The organism is Pseudoalteromonas sp. GB43, assembly GCF_054923805.1.
Genome location: NZ_JBPCHJ010000001.1, coordinates 3,104,354 through 3,121,652 on the forward strand (window position 1 = coordinate 3,104,354; position 17,299 = coordinate 3,121,652).

17 protein-coding genes and 2 pseudogenes are annotated in these 17,299 nt (G+C 40.2%); 8 read left to right on the forward strand and 11 right to left on the reverse strand.

Annotation, left to right across the window (positions count from 1 at the left end; genetic code table 11):
- Positions 1-21: 21 nt before the first annotated feature.
- Positions 22-702 carry a 7-cyano-7-deazaguanine synthase QueC gene (gene queC / locus ACRWSG_RS14770; protein WP_294410187.1) on the reverse strand — a complete coding sequence of 227 codons (681 nt, stop codon included), beginning with the start codon at positions 700-702 and terminating at the stop codon, positions 22-24.
- A gap of 122 nt (positions 703-824) precedes the next feature.
- Here queC and queE point away from each other — a divergent pair, with 122 nt between their 5' ends.
- Entirely contained in the window at positions 825-1,490 is a 666-nt protein-coding gene (queE, locus tag ACRWSG_RS14775) for a 7-carboxy-7-deazaguanine synthase QueE (protein WP_138619883.1), read from the forward strand.
- Between the two features lie 121 nt (positions 1,491-1,611).
- Here the strand turns inward: queE and bcp are convergent.
- Positions 1,612-2,092, reverse strand: a pseudogene (bcp, locus tag ACRWSG_RS14780) (thioredoxin-dependent thiol peroxidase).
- Positions 2,093-2,102: 10 nt separating this feature from the next.
- On the reverse strand, positions 2,103-2,636 hold the full coding sequence (locus tag ACRWSG_RS14785) for a glycine cleavage system transcriptional repressor (RefSeq protein WP_339981126.1): 534 nt from the start codon (positions 2,634-2,636) through the stop codon (positions 2,103-2,105).
- 368 nt (positions 2,637-3,004) lie between these two features.
- On the opposite strand from ACRWSG_RS14785, the gene bamC reads away from it, so the two are divergent.
- Positions 3,005-4,066 (forward strand): outer membrane protein assembly factor BamC, encoded by a 1,062-nt coding sequence (bamC, locus tag ACRWSG_RS14790; protein ID WP_462166606.1) that lies wholly within the window; start codon positions 3,005-3,007, stop codon positions 4,064-4,066.
- A 71-nt stretch (positions 4,067-4,137) separates the two neighbouring features.
- Positions 4,138-5,506: pseudogene (locus tag ACRWSG_RS14795) on the forward strand (YjiH family protein).
- A gap of 33 nt (positions 5,507-5,539) precedes the next feature.
- Here the strand turns inward: ACRWSG_RS14795 and ACRWSG_RS14800 are convergent.
- Positions 5,540-5,686, reverse strand: coding sequence for a DUF2897 family protein (locus ACRWSG_RS14800; protein WP_082389286.1), 147 nt, complete (start codon positions 5,684-5,686; stop codon positions 5,540-5,542).
- 39 nt (positions 5,687-5,725) lie between these two features.
- Positions 5,726-6,262, reverse strand: coding sequence for an acyloxyacyl hydrolase (locus ACRWSG_RS14805; RefSeq protein ID WP_054553743.1), 537 nt, complete (start codon positions 6,260-6,262; stop codon positions 5,726-5,728).
- A 234-nt stretch (positions 6,263-6,496) separates the two neighbouring features.
- Here ACRWSG_RS14805 and ACRWSG_RS14810 point away from each other — a divergent pair, with 234 nt between their 5' ends.
- Together ACRWSG_RS14810 and ACRWSG_RS14815 are read left to right on the forward strand one after the other, a co-directional pair.
- The gene (locus ACRWSG_RS14810) at positions 6,497-7,090 is read left to right on the forward strand and encodes an MlaC/ttg2D family ABC transporter substrate-binding protein (RefSeq protein ID WP_462166608.1); all 594 of its coding nucleotides are present in this window, start codon (positions 6,497-6,499) and stop codon (positions 7,088-7,090) included.
- A 300-nt stretch (positions 7,091-7,390) separates the two neighbouring features.
- On the forward strand, positions 7,391-8,728 hold the full coding sequence (locus ACRWSG_RS14815; protein WP_462166609.1) for an ankyrin repeat domain-containing protein: 1,338 nt from the start codon (positions 7,391-7,393) through the stop codon (positions 8,726-8,728).
- Positions 8,729-8,812: 84 nt separating this feature from the next.
- Here the strand turns inward: ACRWSG_RS14815 and ACRWSG_RS14820 are convergent, their stop codons facing one another.
- From ACRWSG_RS14820 to ACRWSG_RS14840, 5 genes are read right to left on the reverse strand one after another with little or no spacing between them, the layout of a single operon-like run.
- Complete coding sequence (locus tag ACRWSG_RS14820) at positions 8,813-9,268, reverse strand: DUF2069 domain-containing protein (RefSeq protein WP_054553740.1); 456 nt, start codon at positions 9,266-9,268, stop codon at positions 8,813-8,815.
- Positions 9,265-9,819 (reverse strand): NAD(P)H:quinone oxidoreductase, encoded by a 555-nt coding sequence (gene wrbA / locus ACRWSG_RS14825; protein WP_166341510.1) that lies wholly within the window; start codon positions 9,817-9,819, stop codon positions 9,265-9,267. Before wrbA ends, ACRWSG_RS14820 begins: the two co-directional genes overlap by 4 nt.
- On the reverse strand, positions 9,819-10,166 hold the full coding sequence (arsC, locus tag ACRWSG_RS14830; protein ID WP_054553738.1) for an arsenate reductase (glutaredoxin): 348 nt from the start codon (positions 10,164-10,166) through the stop codon (positions 9,819-9,821). The genes wrbA and arsC overlap by 1 nt, the downstream gene beginning before the upstream one ends.
- Before the next feature lie 54 nt (positions 10,167-10,220).
- Positions 10,221-11,681, reverse strand: a complete 1,461-nt coding sequence (gene bepA / locus ACRWSG_RS14835; RefSeq protein ID WP_054553737.1) for a beta-barrel assembly-enhancing protease — start codon at positions 11,679-11,681, stop codon at positions 10,221-10,223.
- Between the two features lies 1 nt (position 11,682).
- Entirely contained in the window at positions 11,683-12,348 is a 666-nt protein-coding gene (locus ACRWSG_RS14840; RefSeq protein ID WP_462166610.1) for a hypothetical protein, read from the reverse strand.
- A gap of 155 nt (positions 12,349-12,503) precedes the next feature.
- Between ACRWSG_RS14840 and ACRWSG_RS14845 the strand changes: the two genes are divergently transcribed.
- From ACRWSG_RS14845 to ACRWSG_RS14855, 3 genes are all read left to right on the forward strand, one after another.
- Entirely contained in the window at positions 12,504-12,722 is a 219-nt protein-coding gene (locus tag ACRWSG_RS14845; RefSeq protein ID WP_462166611.1) for a sulfurtransferase TusA family protein, read from the forward strand.
- A complete protein-coding gene (locus ACRWSG_RS14850; RefSeq protein ID WP_462166612.1) occupies positions 12,715-13,782 on the forward strand; it encodes an AI-2E family transporter in 1,068 nt (355 codons plus the stop codon). Before ACRWSG_RS14845 ends, ACRWSG_RS14850 begins: the two co-directional genes overlap by 8 nt.
- Before the next feature lie 118 nt (positions 13,783-13,900).
- Complete coding sequence (locus ACRWSG_RS14855; protein WP_462166613.1) at positions 13,901-16,156, forward strand: aminotransferase class V-fold PLP-dependent enzyme; 2,256 nt, start codon at positions 13,901-13,903, stop codon at positions 16,154-16,156.
- Between the two features lie 67 nt (positions 16,157-16,223).
- Here ACRWSG_RS14855 and ACRWSG_RS14860 read toward each other — a convergent pair whose 3' ends face one another.
- Positions 16,224-17,255 (reverse strand): LacI family DNA-binding transcriptional regulator, encoded by a 1,032-nt coding sequence (locus ACRWSG_RS14860; RefSeq protein ID WP_138600002.1) that lies wholly within the window; start codon positions 17,253-17,255, stop codon positions 16,224-16,226.
- Positions 17,256-17,299: the final 44 nt, after the last annotated feature.

A 17,299-nucleotide genomic window follows, 5' to 3' on the forward strand; every position in this document is an offset into this window, starting at 1 on the left:
CCTTATCACTTAGCTATGTCGTTATTCGTATTCGATAGGGTCGGTAACCTTGTTTAATGCAAAGGCTTCTAAGCGCTCTTGGCAAGCACCACATTTACCACAGGCCTTGTCGCGGCCGTTGTAACAGGTCCACGTTTGGCTGTAGTCAAGACCCATTTTTAAACCGTCTGTCAAAATGTCGATTTTGGTATTGTTTAAGTATGGGCTGAAAATTTCAACAGCGTCGTAGTTGGCAATACGGCAAACATCATCCATTTTTTGTACGAACTCAGGGCGACAGTCTGGATAAATTGCATGATCGCCTGAATGGGCACCGTAATAAACTTTACTAGCTTTTAAAGACACCGCATAACCCACAGCCAGTGAGAGTAAAATCATGTTGCGGTTAGGCACAATTGTGCTCTTCATGCTTTCTTCTTCGTAGTGACCTTCTGGTACTTCGATATCATCAGTTAGTGATGAGCCACCAATTAATTGGTTGATCGCTGAAATATCAACAATCTTGTGAGAAACACTTAACTTTTCACATACTTGAGCAGCTACTTTAAGCTCTTTAACATGACGCTGGCCGTAGTCGAAAGACAGGGCATACACTTCGTGGCCTTGTTGCAGGGCTTTATTTAATACGGTAAATGAGTCCATACCGCCGGAATAAATCACAACTACTTTTTGCGTCATATCTGTTTTGCTCTTACTTTTGATAGAGGTTTACTTCAGGGCGCGATATACTACACGGCTCGGGCCTAAATAACAATTTTTGCGCGTGTTTTTGGTTTTTTTGATGGTATGTATTTTATACCCTTGCGTCGTAAGTGAGATGTCTTTTGTACAAAATTAACGAAGTGTTTGAAACAATTCAAGGTGAAGCGAGTTTTACGGGTACACCTTCAATCTTTTTACGTTTACAAGGCTGCCCTGTGGGTTGTGCTTGGTGTGATACAAAACAAACATGGGACGTTGATAATGTGTATAAAGTGTCACTTGATGACACCGTTGAGAAAAAAGCAGACTCAGATCATTGGGCAGAAGCAACAGCGGAGCAAGTGTTAGCGCTATTTAAAGAACGTGGCTACAACGCAAAACATGTGGTGATCACCGGTGGTGAGCCTTGCATGTACGACCTAAATCCAGTGTGTGAATTATTACACGCAAATGGCTATTCGACTCAAATTGAAACCAGCGGTACATTTGAAATTTTAGTCCCTGAGCAGACATGGGTGACTGTATCCCCAAAAATTAATATGCGTGGTGGCTATAAAGTACTACGCAGTGCAATGCAGCGCGCTGATGAGATTAAACACCCAGTGGCAATGCAAAAGCATGTGGAAGAGCTCGAAGACTTATTCTTAAAAACAGGTGTGAATCCACGTTTAGTGTATCTACAACCAATTAGCCAAAAGATCTCAGCAACTAAACTTGCTATTGAAACCTGTATTGCAAAGAACTGGCGTTTATCGGTTCAAGTACATAAGTATTTAGGAATTAGTTAGGGTTTAGCCGTTAGCCGTCTGATCTGACCCCGATAAAGTAGACACGGGGTTTAATATTTCCAGTTAAAAACAAAAAAGCGTTGCACCATGGCAACGCTTTTATACTATGTTCTTGTAACTATCAATTCTGCGCTAAATAGTCCAACACCACCTGATGATGGTCTTTGGTTTTGAACTTATCAAACACATGTTTGATTTTACCGTCTTGGTTTACAAGGAAGCTAATACGATGAATTCCTTCGTATTCTTTACCCATAAACTTCTTGTAACCCCAAATACCAAAGGCATCAGCAATCGCGTGATCTTCGTCGGCTAATAAATCAAAGTTAAGCTCTTTTTTGGTTTCAAAATTCTTTAAACGCTTGATTGGATCAGGGCTGATACCTACAACACGTGTATTTAATTTAGCTAGCTCAGCTTTTTCATCACGTAAGTTCTCTGCTTGTACAGTGCAACCTGGTGTTGATGCTTTAGGGTAGAAATAAACCAGTACTTGCTGCTCTTTTAAAAGAATCAGCGAGTACGATAGTTTCGTCATTTTGATTTTGTAAACTAAAAGCTGGGGCTGTGTCGCCTGCTTGTAATGGATTAATTGTTTTCATGCTTTGCTCCTTAGCGAATGCGTCTGAAAATATAATCTACGTTCAAACTACGAGAAAGATCTTCAAAGCTCACTTTAAAGTTATCAATATCGACTTCAACAGGAATATTAAACTCAAGTTCACAGCGCATTTTAAGCTCGTTATCTTCATTATAAGTGTCTGATTTAAGAGAACAAATGCTGATGTTGTTATCAGCAAAAAAGCGCGTAACTTTACTTAATGTTCCTGGTGTATCAATACCTGTGTATTCGAGGGTGTAACCGGCACAAAATTCACATGCAACATGACTTGCAGTGCGTTTCATCATGGTTAAAAGGCCTAGTTCCATTCCTTTAGTTGGCAAAGTATGTTCAATGCGGCTAATTGCCGACATATCACCTGCTAGTAGCATGATAAAGGTGAACTCGTTGCCCAAAATAGCAATGCGACTGTCAATTATATTGCAATGGCAATCACTCACTAACTGAGTTAATTCGCTGACGATACCGGGTCTATCTTCGCCAATCGCAGTGAGTACTATCTGATGATTTGTAAATGCAGTCATGGAATTTTAAATACCTAGTAATTAACAATACCAATGGATATAAGCTTGATTAAGCTTTAATTTCACGTGAGTTTAATACCGCACGGCGGCGAAGTTTAACATAATTTGCTTAGTTAACGATAGCGACGATTAATTAAGCCGTGAATAAAGTGCGCTCTTTCTTGTTTTTAGGGGCATCAGAAAGTACCATAGTTAAAATTTTGCAAGGCGATAAGCATTCAAACACGTTACGCTAGCCCAATCTATTCGGGTTTTTTGCATAAAAACAAGAAATGTAAAGTTAAAAGTGATTTTACAGTGAACCAAATCGGTATTACCCACTCATATATTTGTTAAAAGAATTAAGGGTTTGCTAAGGAGAAATATCTGTGCAGTATTGGATCTCAAAGGCGCTTGCTGTAAGCGTAGTGGTAAGTTTAACTGGGTGCGGTGTATTTACCGACGAAGCGCACCACAAACGCAATTATCGTGCTAATCAACCAGTCAAAGCACCTGAAGGTTTAGCGCAACCGGCTCAAGATCCGACATATAAAATGGACGTTGCGCAATACGACAATAACCCTGAAGCGAAAAACTACCGTCCGCCAGCACAGGTTATTACCATTGCTCAAGGTAGTTGGGTAGAAGAGGGTGACAAAGATGCGCGTGTTTATTTTGATAAAAACGACGGTATTGTTGATTTAGACGAGTTCATTTGGGACTCGATCCACGCCGTGTTGAACGAAAAAAATACTTCTGCAATAAAAGAAGATAAGCTTTTAGGAAGTGTTGAAACAGATTGGTACACAATTATAAAACCAGAAGATGGTTGGTTTTGGGAAAGCGAAACCGAAGTATCACAACAACGTTTCTTATTTACTATTGAAGAAAAATCGCACCAACGTACTGCGTCATTAAATGCTAAGTTAGTAGATTATAAAAGCGATAGTCAACCACTTACACCGCTTTTACAGCAACAGTTAGAAGTGCGTGCGTTAAACCAAGTTGTCGCTGAATTTGATTATCGCTATCGTCAACTTGAAGTTGAAATGCGCAAAAAGCAAGGTGTTATCTCGTTAGAGATGGGGTTTGATGACAAAGGGAATGCAGCTTTAGTGACTGAGCAGGACTACTTTGCTGTGTTTGAGCGTTTTTCAGGTTTCTTAGAGCGCTTATCTTTCACTATTGTAGAAATTGACCAAGATCGTGGTTTGATCACGGCTGATTATAAAAAGCCAGAATCAAGCGTATGGGACTCAATTTGGGGTGAAGAGTTAGCTGAGCTACCAATTGAAGATGACCAATATCAAATTCTTGTTAGTCGCACTAAAGAAGGTGGCACAAGCTTAACGTGGATGGATTCTGCAGGCACAATTCTTGAGCCAGGAACAATGAATGATCTCCAGCAAGCATTAGAGAATGCACTACGTCAGCGCGGTATTAATATTTAATAATTATAATAGTTAAAACCACCACAAAAAGAGCTTAGCCGCTCTTTTTGTGGTTTTTACAGGTTGAAAATATGTCTAACTTAAACACAGCCCATCGCAGTGACTTGCGAACCTTGTTTACCTTTTTCGTTCCCTCACTTATAGGTGTCTTCTTGTTTATGACGCCGGTACCCATAGGTGAGGCAATGACCATTCCGATTGCTGTTATGGCAAAAGCTGTGCAGGCGTGGATAGCTCCTTTCGCGCTTGGTTTAATTACGAGCATTGTTTGCATTACCGGTATTTTATCTTTAGTGATAAAGTTGTTTAAACCCCAGCCATTACTTAAGTTCTTTATAATTAAACATTTATTTGATGTTAGTTGGTTGTGGTTGAGTGTTCGTTTATTAGGCATGGTTTTTATCGTTTTGACCTACACAAAACAAGGGCCAGAAATGATTATTTCCGGTAATACCGGTGCACTGGTTTTAAACGACTTGTTGCCAGTGTTGTTTTCTGTGTTTGTTTTAGCGGGCTTACTATTACCGTTATTATTAAACTTCGGCTTGTTAGAGCTAGTCGGTACCTTATTAACTAAAGTGATGCGTCCACTTTTTGGTGTGCCAGGTCGCAGTGCGGTTAACTGTGTAGCATCTTGGTTAGGTGATGGTAGTGTGGGTATTTTGATGACCGCTCGACAGTATGAAGATAAACACTATACACAACGCGAAGCTGCCATTATTGGTACTACTTTCTCTGCAGTATCAATTACCTTTTGTTTAGTTGTTATTGGCCAAGTAAAGCTTGAACACTTGTTTGCACCGTTTTATTTAACAGTGTGTTTGGCGGGTTTTGTTGCGGCATTAATTGTGCCTCGCTTACCACCATTACGCTTCAAAAAAGACCTTTATTTTGATGGCTCAGAGCCTGATAAAGACGCAGAATCAGTGCCTGAAGGTAAAACATTAGTCTCTCATTCACTTGATGTGGCGCTTGCTAAAGCGCGCACTGCACCGGGTTTTGCTGGTACAGTGAAAGAAGGTCTACATAACGCCTTTGATATGGTATTCGCTGTGTTACCTGTCGTTATGGCTGTGGGCACATTTGCCTTGATTATTGCTGAATATACGCCAATTTTTGAATATATGGGCAAGCCGTTTGTGCCATTTTTAGAGCTATTACAAGTACCTGAAGCTGATAATCGCAGCACAAACAATTATGGTTGGATTTGCTGATATGTTTATTCCGTCAATTCTTGCAGCGGGTAGTATTGAAAGTGATGTAACACGGTTTATTATCGCAGCAATGAGTGTGACGCAATTGATTTATATGTCGGAAGTGGGAGCACTGCTTTTAGGTAGTAAAATTCCGGTTAATATTATCGAATTGTTCTTCATCTTTATTTTAAGAACTTTAGTGACATTACCGGTGATTGTCTTAATGGCACATTGGTTAGTTTAATCTTAGCTAAAGCATTAAATAGAAAAGCCCTGATTATTCATCAGGGCTTTTCTTATCTTCATTATCATCGCTTTTAGGCACTTTGAAGTCCATTTTTGCTGCATGTTTTAGCAACATAAGGTTACCAATTACTACACCAAACACAGCAACAACAATGGCTATAATTTGCCAAGTTTCCATCTTGAAATCCTGCCGATATACACAGCGATATAGTAGCACTTAAAATCGTCTTGCATAAGACAGTGAAATAAAATCAAGGCCAGGGTTAGGGCTCTTGAAACCCGCATTTGAGTAATGTAAATATCTAAGTGCTAAGGTTGAGTCGTCACCTAAATCTGCAACTAGACCCAATCTATCTTCAAACTGATAGTGAGTACTAACGTTTTTGCCTGCAAAACGGGTGTCGTCCAACAGTGAAACGCCAATCCCAAACTCCACATAAACAGGCATGTTTTTCACATTAAACACAGGGTATTGGATCACCGGAGACATAGCTAACACGATATTAGTTTGATGTTTGTTGTCTTTGCCATACTGCCAAATATTAAAACTAGATTCGAAGTACAAGCGGGCGTGTTGTAAGGGCAACTTTTCATTGGGTACATGGTACTGATAGGCCAGCTTTAGACCTTTTACATCACCTTCACCTTGAATGTAATCAATGGCATAACCATGATTTGAAGCTGAATAACTTGGTGCTGCTAAAAGAGCAGCTGCACTCAAAATAAGTGCTTTTAATGGCTTTTTAAATTTCATTTCGGTACTTCTCATTATGTCGATGAGCAAGTAAATAAGGCGGTGTTAGGGGCTTTTCAATGTGCAAAAAAACACAGAAGCTGTGCACATTCTCATATTTTTTAGCAATTAGCTGAAAACTATGGAAAAAATCGATTGGTGCTTAATTGGCATTAAAACAATGTCAGATTGTTTCTTTTTTTGTGGATTTAATATCGGTATATTAGCGAAAATTTTCGTTTAGAGGTGAACACGATGACCAAACTAGTTAACTCATTTTTGCTAATTGCAGCATTTTTTGCTGCATCTGCTTTTGCCAGTGAAGACCGCTCGCCTAAGCAATTATTAGAATCAGTCACTGCTGATTTATTTGTTGATATCGCAAATGTAAATGCGAAAGGTGATGCAAGCTCAGAAGCAATGGCGAATATTGTTGAAAAACGCTTATTACCACATATGGATATTAAGTTTGTATCGTATAAGCTTTTAGGTAAGCACATTAAAGGTCTGCGCCGTGAACAAGCCGTTGATTTTATTGCTGCGGTTGAGCATTACTTAACAGTGACTTATGCTGGCGCGCTAATGAAATACACAAACCAAAAAGTAATTTTTGATCAATCACAACTAATCGACGATGGTTATGCAACTGTTAAGACACAAATTGTTGATGACAATGCGCCAGCTATAGATTTGCACTTTAAATTACGCCAAGGCAAAGACAAGCAGTGGAAAGTATACGATATTGTTGCTGAAGGTATCTCACTGTTAAGCGCAAAGCAAAAAGAAGTGCTGCAGCGCATTAGCCAAGTTGGCATTGATGAAGTGACACACGAATTAGCAAGTAAGTAAGTCAGCTAAAAAGCGCGATTACCTTCACCTCATCGGGCTTTTTAGTTACTTTCAGTCTCCAACCAAGCAGTGAGTACCGTCCATGTGCCGCTGCTTTTCTATTTTCTTTAAAAATCACCTACTTTGCGCTAGCACCTGTAACCCTCTGTGGTAGAATCATACTACTTTTCTTGTTTACCAAAGTATCTATCAGATACTGTGTTATTGGTCGCAATATTAAGCAAACTGTCAGTTAAATTTTGCTATAACTAATTGCTTAATAAGACATCGAATAATGTGCAGCGGAGTTGTGTTTTTTTAATGGAAAATGTACTGATTTGGCCAAAGGAATACCCGTTACTGATCAAAGGATTAGCTGAGCAAAACGGGGCTTATATTTTAGACGCTTTAGAAGCTTGGCCGGCATGTCGTTCTACTAATGAAGATGACGGTGTGTGTACGACGGTTCTTCCGCCTATTTATTACCTTACTTGGTTGACTCCTCTTGAACCGTTTGAAGAGTGTTATTTCCAACACATCTCTGAATTTGATGAAGCTGCGCTGCATTACATTAATGCTATGAAAGCGCACTTTTTAGAAAACGACTACACCCCTGAGAGTCTTGTTTTAATGTTATGCCAGCGCTTAGAGAAATACGCTAGCGCATTTGCTCAATCGGCTGTTAAAACACCTATAACTTTGATTCACCAGTTATTTAATCGGCGCTATTTCACTGTGATAGAACATGTGCTTAATCACGGTGCAAAAATGTCTGCGGACGATGTATTAGAACTGTGGACCGAAGTTGACTTTAGAGAGCGCTTTAGTGGTTTTATCCCTGATTCAGTGGCTGATCTTGAATCATTAACGGCGCTTGCAGCTGAAAAAGTTGCTCACGGTGAAGATTACTTCACCTTACTAAAACTTGTATCACCTGATGTTGATTCCGCATCGTTACTTGAACAAGCTTTACTTGCTCATTTAAGCCACGAAAATGCAAAACAAACCATGGCAAAGCGTTTTATTGAGCAAGGCGCAACAGGTGCATTAGCTGACGAAAACGGTAAAACAGCCTTTATGTGGGCAACCGAAAAAGGCTATGTGAATGTGGTTGAGACAATACTTGAACATCAAGATAAGAAAATTCAAGACAACAAAGGGAATACAGCATTACATTACGCCGTATTAGCCGAGAATGGACCTTTACTGGTGTTGCTTTTAAAAGCGGGCTATGACTTTAGAGTTCGTAACAACGATGGTCTAAGTTGCTACCGATTAGCTGTAAGCATTAAAGCAGATAACTTAGTTAAATGCCTTGAGCATGACTTTGGTATTAAAGAGCTTTCGCCAGAAGGGCAGTTTGATCGCGTTAAAAAAGTGCACTTACTCCACGCGATTGTAACTGTGTTACTACCTGTGCAGTTGTTCTTCTTTTTTGACAATAGCATTGCTATTAAAAGTGAGTTAACGCTGGGCTTTACATTAGTTTCTATCTTATGCTTTTTCTTTGCTACAAGTTTAAAACGCTGTGCGCTGTACCCGCATATTCGTCATCCATGGGGGCTGTTTATTTTAAGACTGTTTTCACTATTTAGCTTAATTGGCCAAGTGGGTCTGGCAAGTATTGTCGCGCTAGCCACCTTAGCAGAGTTGGTGTGAACGCATAAAAACTAAATAAAGTGACATAAAAAAACGGCAACCTTGGTTGCCGTTTTTTGTTTTACTTAAGCTAAACGAAAGTGCTTATTTATCGTGCTCATGTGCCGCTTTTTCTTCGGCCAGCTCTTCTTTTAATTTACGTATCTTAAGGCCAAGCTCTTGTCCGCGATGGCGAGCATAATAAGTGCAACCAATAAACATCAGACTGGCAAAGATTAACTCAAGTAATACCCAAATCAGCTGTTCTTGTGCGACCCATAGTAATGTAAAACCATGGATAAAATAGAACATCACGATAAAGTTTGCCCACGCGTAGGTATAAGGCTTATCTTGAATAATCCCTTTTAGTGGTAATAGAAGAGGGAGTATATAAACAACAAAGATAAAGCCGTTACTGTGGCCTTCTCTTGGGGCAATTAAAAACAACCAAACTGGCATTAAAATTAATAAGCCGATATAACCAATCAGTGCAAAACGTTGGAATCGTTTAGTAATTGGCTTTTTGGCAACAGGCTGATTTAGCTTTGGTTCCAAGCTCATTGTAATTTACTCGTAATCAGTGCCAAGCGTTTTCCAACACTTTGGCAAATTTTAATTTCGTCTTTACTTAACACATTGCTGTTATTGCTACCGGCCACATGAGTCGCACCGTATGGCGTACCACCAGTTTCTGTTGCTAATAATTCAGGTACCTCATAAGGCACACCGAGTAACATCATACCGTGATGTAACAACGGCAGTGATAGATTCAACAAGGTAGCTTCGTTACCACCGTGCATACTGCTCGATGACGAAAATACACAAGCAGGTTTATCTATTAGCTGACCTTTAAGCCATAGATCACTGGTGGTTTCCCAAAAGCTTTTTGCTTGTGAGGCCATCATGCCAAATCGAGTAGGGGTGCCAAAGGCCAAGCCATCACAATTAATTAGATCATCTTTGCTGATCACAATATCGTGTGGCTGACGCTTTACAAACGTGCGCAATAAAGCAGTTGCTCCTTGTTGCTCAATCGACTCGGCTATCTCATGTGCCATTGCTTCTACAGAGCCATGGCTTGAGTGGTAAAGCACAACAATGTTTATAGTCATTAAAGTACGCTTAATACGTTTTCTGGTGGACGACCTAGAGCAGCTTTGCCATTATTTTCAACAATTGGGCGCTCGATTAGCTTTGGATTGGCAGCCATTGCAGCAATTAATTTGTCTTCGTTTTGCTCGTTTTTAAGCTCAAGCTCTTTGTAGATGTCTTCTTTAGTACGCATTAATTCACGCGCTGAAGTAAAGCCCAATTGGCTAATTAAGGTCGCAATTTGCTGCTCATTAAGTGGTGTTTTTAGGTATTCAACAACACTTGGTTGTACGTTATTGTTTTCTAGTAGGGCAAGTGTTTCACGCGATTTTGAACAACGTGGATTATGATAAATAGTCACAGACATGGTGTGTTCTCACATTTAATAATTTGGCTTATTTTAGGGCAAGCGCCGCGAGACTTAAAGTCTCGCAAGCTCTTTTTGTAATTGACGGTATTGCGTGAGTAGGGCTTTTAAACGTTGTTGTTTAACTAATTCTTCAGGCTCAACAAAGTTTAGTGCTTTTTGAATTTCATCAGCTGCCTTTAAATAAGCACCATATTGGGCCAGTACATTGGCATGCGCTTCATGATAAGAAGCCATATTCTCTTGCTTTTTGTAGACATCAGCAATCAGCTCTTTGGCAAGGTTGTTCTCAGGTTTTGCTAACAAGTAAGATTTTAAAATACGTTCAGCAAGGTCAAATTGTTTTGCTTCCATCGCAGCATTTGCATAGTTTAAGGCAATTACCTGATTGTTAGGTCTATCGATATCTAATTTAGCTAAAAATTCCACCGCTTCATTCGCTTTACCTTGCGCAATGAGTAAGTCGGTGTGTGTGTCTATATAAAATAAGTTCTTTGGATCTTGCTCTAGTAATGGGTTCAAAATGCTGGCTGCTTCATCAAGCTTTTTTTGATCCAACAAGCTAATACCCAAACCATATTTAAGTGCAGTGTCGTTATGAACGGTATTTTCACGCATTAATTTACGAAACAAATCTTCAGCTGCTTTGGCTTTTTGATGATAACGAGCAATAACACGGCTCTTAGCTAAGTTAAACTCTAGGCTATCGGAGTAGTGCCTTTTTGGATACTGCTCGGCACGTAAGCGCACATCAGAGACACGGCTTTCTGGCAATGGGTGAGTCAGCAAAAATGCGGGCGGCTTATATTTGTAGCGAATTTGTGCAGCAAGTTTAGTTAAAAACTCGCTCGATTGGCGAGGATCAAACCCAGCATTATTTAAGGTCTGCATACCAATACGGTCTGCCTCTTGTTCAGCAGCACGACTATGAGTTAATTGACTAAACGCCGCTTGTGTCTGGTTTGCTGAGATAATTGCAATACCAGCATCAGGTGCAACAACGGTAGCTAAAATACCAGCAATCATACCAGCGATGGTTAACGCGCTGTTATCTTGCTGTTGTTGAATACGACGCGCTAAATGGCGCTGTGTTACGTGGGCAATTTCGTGCCCAAGTACTGAGGCAAATTGACTTTCGTTATCGGCTTGTGCCATGAGCCCTGTATGCACACCTACATGACCACCATAGAACGCAAAAGCGTTGATTTCAGGGTTATTAACCCAGAAAAAAGAAAATGGAAAACGAACATCGTTGGCGTTTGCGACTAAACGGCGGCCCAAAGTGGTCAGATACTCATCAAGAACAGGGTCATTGACAACGGGTGATGAGCCACGAATTTGCATCATCATCACTTCACCGATTGCTTGTTCTTTTTCAATCGGTAAGGCTTGTAATGCCGAGGTCCCTAAATCGGGCAGCTTAAAGTTAGTTTGTGCCTTCAACGGCTCACTGTGCAATATCGAAAATGTCAGTAATGCACTACACAGTGTAATAAAGGCTAATTTTAGTCGCATCTTATTCCTTGTTGATTTGCTCACCTAACATGACTTTTGCTAAATCTATTTCGTCGCTGCATGCTCGGCTGTCTTTTTCGCACAATTGATAGAAATCTTTTATTGTGACTCCATCTAGCTTAACAACGTTCAACTCCCGTTGTAAAAAAGTTATGATTTTATGCGCTACTTTATGAGCATGCAGAATTAAGGCTTTGTCAGCTTTGTCACCTCTTTCAAAGTAAAAAGCGATGAATTTATGAAGCTGGTTAAAACGAATAAGGTTTTTCATGGTGTGCGGATCCCACACCTTAAATTCCATAAAGCGGTTGTCTTTGATGTATTGGTCTACCGTCACATCTTTTGCATAAGGGTAGGCCCATAATTCGAAACCTCGGTCCGTAAAGCTTTGATGCAAAGCAATGCGCGGTTTTTGCTCACAGACAATTTCGCCCATGTCGGTTTCATGGTCACCTAATAAATCAAGGTTCCAGTTGCGTGGGTCAATTAATTGTTTAACGGCATTATCAAAACCGTGGTCTAAAATCCCTTCAGATTCGCTAACCGATGATGCGACCATATGATAAAAAGGCGGCAGCTCGCCCCAGTTTATTTGTTTTTTATACCAGTTTATCTCTTTAAGAGTTGGATTCGCAGGTAATTGCGCTTTATTATGCGAGCCAGGCATCAGGTTTCCTTTACTACCAGTTATTGAATAAGGATAAACTATTGTTTTGCGTGTTTTAAGAAAAAAATGAGTTGTTTCTCATTATAAAGACTTATTTTAGCAAGGTGCCTACATCTTATACTTATTATTCATATTAATAACGCAGTTGATTCGCTATGTTAACGGTTGATTTAAGGGACTATAAGTGCCCTCAACAATTTATTCAGTTTAAATTAGGGTTGAATAAGGCAGTATCGGCTCAACAAGCCGTGACTTTTACATTTAATGCTGCTGAGGCAACGGACGATATGCAGCGATTTTTAGAAAAACATCATTACCATTTTAAAATTGACCTAGAATTAGGTATGCTAACAGTGGAGCCCATTCGTGTTTGAGTATGTAAAAGCCTGGTACGAAAATAAATTTTCTGATCCCCATTCAGTAACCTTGTTGTTATTGCTTATTGCAACCTTTGCATTTTTCTACTTTTTTGGTTCGTTAATCGTTCCAGTTTTAGTTGCCTTGGTGATTGCCTATTTACTAGATTGGCCTGTTGCTCACTTAGAAAAGCTGGGTTTGAAACGGTTTACCGCAACGATTCTAGTTATGCTGGTATTCAGTGGTTTGATGATTATGATTATTGTCGGCATGGGATATGTGCTTTGGCAGCAAACCAGCAATCTAGTTCAAGAAACGCCTTATATGATCGAAAAAGGTAAAGCACTGCTGTTACATCTTCCTGAAGATTACCCAAGTTTGATTACTGAAGATCAGGTTAAATCAATTGTTACCAGTGTTGAGACCAAAGCTATTGAGTTTGGTCAGTTGGTGCTATCGGTGTCATTAACTTCGATAAAAGACGTTGCAGCTTGGCTGATTTATCTTATTTTAGTGCCGCTCTTAGTATTCTTTATGCTTAAAGATAAATTAGAGCTCACGCAAAGTGCTGAGCGTTTATTGCCTAAGCAACGTCGCTTGATCATTCAAGTTTGGCAAGAAATGAATCAACAAATCATGAATTATATTCGCGGTAAGGTATTTGAAATTTTAATTGTTGGTACTGCATCTTTTATCGCTTTTGCAGTGCTTGACCTTCGCTATGCGGCTTTACTCGGCGTATTAGTTGGCTTGTCTGTGCTTATTCCATTTGTAGGGGCGGCATTGGTAACCATTCCTGTCGCTGCAGTGGCGTTATTCCAGTTTGGTTTAGAAACACAATTTTGGACTATTTTAATCATCTATGGCGTGATCCAAGCACTTGATGGCAATGTGTTAGTGCCGTTATTGTTCTCTGAAGCGGTAGATTTAAACCCAGTGTTCATCATCGTTGCAGTATTGTTTTTTGGCGGTTTATGGGGCTTTTGGGGCGTGTTTTTCGCAATACCGCTGGCTTCTTTAGTAAAAGCGCTTATCAATGCCTGGTCTTCTAAGCAGGTTGAGCTAATAGAAAATTAGCTTAGTCTTAAAAAGTATAGAAAACGCACTTTACTGACTAATTGATTATTATAATTTAGCCGTGAAAAATGTAAAATAGGTTATAAGATATATCTTTTAGTAATATGGTGCGTTTTTCATGGCAAATTTTTACCTTCCTGACGATGCTAATCAGCAAATTTATTTAGATGCGAATGCAACGACTCCTGTACTTCCTGAAATTGCCGATGTGGTTTCGCACACGATGCAAGTCTGTTTTGGTAATCCATCAAGCTCTCATATTACGGGTATTCAAGCAAAACACTTATTAGAACAAACACGTAACAAAGCACGTGAAGTCATTGGCGCTACCGACGGCGATATTTTATTTACCTCGGGTGCAACAGAAGGTATTCAAACGGCGGTTGTTTCAACGCTTATTGCTGCAAAAAATCATCAAATCGAGAATCCGGTATTACTTTATGGGGCAACAGAGCATAAAGCGGTGCCAAATACCCTAAAACATTGGAACAGTGTACTTGATATCAACGCGCAGGTATTAGCTATTCCAGTAGATAAAAACGGTATTTTAGATCATGAGTTTATTCGTAAACATGCTGCGAATGCACTGATGATTTGTACTATGGCAGTAAACAACGAAACCGGTATATTCCAAGATTTAAGCGCTATTGAGCAAGTTATTCGTAGTGAAAACAATAATGTGGCTTGGATGGTTGACTGTGTACAAGCATTAGGCAAAACCAACTTAGCACTAAGCCAAACAACCATTGATTACGCCCCATTTTCTGGCCATAAATTGTATGCGCCTAAAGGCATTGGTGTACTTTATATTCGTAAAGGCAGTGCATATACGCCATTTATTGCTGGTGGCGGCCAAGAAAGCGGTATGCGATCTGGTACCGAAAATTTACCGGGCATTGCCGGTTTGAATAAGCTGTTCTCGTTATTGCTTGATAAACAAAACCAGACTTTTAAGCCAATTGAGCAGCTACATGCTTTTCGCGAGCAATTATTAGCTGCATTAACAGACACCTTTGGTAGCATTACGTTCAATCACAGTTTTGAGCATTCGGTGCCAACAACGTTGAACTTTGCGGTGAACGAATTAACCAGTAAAGAAGTGATGGACTTATTTGATGCTGCGGGTATCCGTGTAAGTGGCGGCTCGGCATGCAGCTCAGGTGCAAATCGTAGTTTTGTTTTAGACGCGATGGGAGCCAGTGATTGGCAAAGTGAAAACGCGATACGTATGTCGTTTGGCCCAGCTGTTAACCAACAAGAGATTGATTTTGCTTGCGACAAAATACGTTCTTTAAAACCGATTCTAGAAGCAAACTGCTTAGTGGTATCTGATAGTACATCGCCGCAACACGAAGTGTGTGCGATTGGCTTAACACAACTTCGCCATCAAGCAGCGTGCTGCTGGCTTTATGTCGACAGTGATAAAAGCGCTGTGGTGATTGATCCTATCATTGAGCTTATTCCACGTATGGCGAAAATTGTCGCGACACAAGGCCTAACAGTAAAAGCGATTATCGATACCCATAACCACCAAGAACGTTTATCGGCCCGTTGTTTATTATCAAAAGAGCTCGCAGAACGTTATGTTGCTAATGAGATAGACGAACTTGGCTGGCCAAAAGATTCAGCAACCATCGAATTAAGCGATGCGCGCTTAACTAAAGTAGCAACACCAGGTCACAGTGACGATAGTGTTAGCTATTTATTATCAGATACGCAAAGCGGTGACATCAGCTATTGCTTCTGTGGTGATTTAATCTTACCAGGCGGCTTAGGTAACACTGCAATTAGCGGTGGTGATGCTGTGAAAATGGCTCAGTCTTTAAAGCAGCTTGCTATGATAATACAAGATTCAACGGTGATTTGTTCTGGTCATGATTATCAGCAGTGTTTTGCTATGGATTGGCATGCGCAAAAAGCAACGACGCCGTTACTTGCGCAACTATTAAGTGAGCTAGTATCAGATGATGAGTTTGTTGAATTAAAGCAACAAGCTGATGAGCAAAAGCATACTGTAAGTCATTCTCTATGTGGCTATGTTGAAACACTTGAAAGTGCGCCGATGAAACAGCTAGTCGCAACCGATGCGAAATCAATGTTAGATGATAAGGCAACTTACCTAATTGATACACGTGAACCGTATGAGCATGGAGCGAATAATTTAGCAGAGTTATTCACTGTTGCTGAGAGCAAAGTGATTAACATTCCACTCAGTCGTATGGCAAACGCTATCGTGCAAGGACAGCTTGAGAAAGACCATAGTTATATTTTGGTTTGCCGAAGTGGTAATCGTTCTAAGCAAGCGGCAAACAACTTGTCGCAGTTAGGGTTTGAAAATGTTTATAACTTAAAAGGTGGTTTAGCATTACTTTAACAAGCAATACCAATTCGCTTAATTAAAAAAAGCCGCTATAGAGCGGCTTTTTCGTAACTTGTATAAATTAGGCCGTTGTAGGGCCTGAGCTTTCCCGTACTACTAATGAAGGGGTAAAGGTCGTGATGATGTCTTTATCTTGATTACGTGCACCACGGGTTTTTCTAAACAGTAAACGGGCTGCATGCTGCGAAATTACATCATTCGCCTGATGTGCTGTGGTTAGTTTAGGCCAAGTCTGACGCGAGAACGGTGAATCTTCGAAGCCCGTAATTGATAGCTGCTGTGGAATTTCGATACCCATTAAGCGTGAGGCGAATAACGCGCCCGCTGCCATTTCATCGTTACCGCCAAGTAGGGCTGTGATGTTTTTCGGGTTATTCTCACCTAACAATGCTTTTGCGCCTTCTACACCTGATTCAAAAGAATACTGGCCTTCGTAGATGAGCGCGTCATGCAATGGAATGCTGTGATCTTTTAACGCGGCCTGATAACCCTCTAAACGTTCAGTTGTTGATTTATGCTCTTTGTCACCGCATAAAAAACCAATATTTTTATGGCCAAGCGACAGTAGGTGAGCGGTGATTTCGTACGCAGCTGCGTAATCGTTCACATAGATACAAGTGTCTTGGTCTTCTTCAGTAGGGCGGCCAGAGAGTACGCGAACATAATGAATGCCCATCTCATCTAGCATATCAATAATGCTATTTTGCTCTGACAGCGGTGGCGTTAATACAAGGCCAGCTAAGCGAGAGCGCTTGATCATGGTTTTAAAGTCTTCTTCCATGTTGCCATCCAGATAGTTACATGGATGAATAACCAGCTCATAGCCTTCTTCTTTACAACGCGACAACACACCGTTTTGCATGTCGATGACATAATAAGCATTCGGGTTGTCATAAACTAAACCAACAGTAAAAGACGATGTGCCTGCTAGGTTACGAGCAGCAAGGTTTGGTTGATAGTTTAACGTGTTAACAGCGTCCATCACTATATCGTACGTTTTTTTTCTGACCGATGGCTCTTTATTAATCACTCGTGAAACGGTTTTCATTGAAACACCTGCGAGCTTGGCTACATCATTAATGGTTACTTTCATACTGTTGCTTTATAGTTGGTTATATTTGTATTATAATATTATCG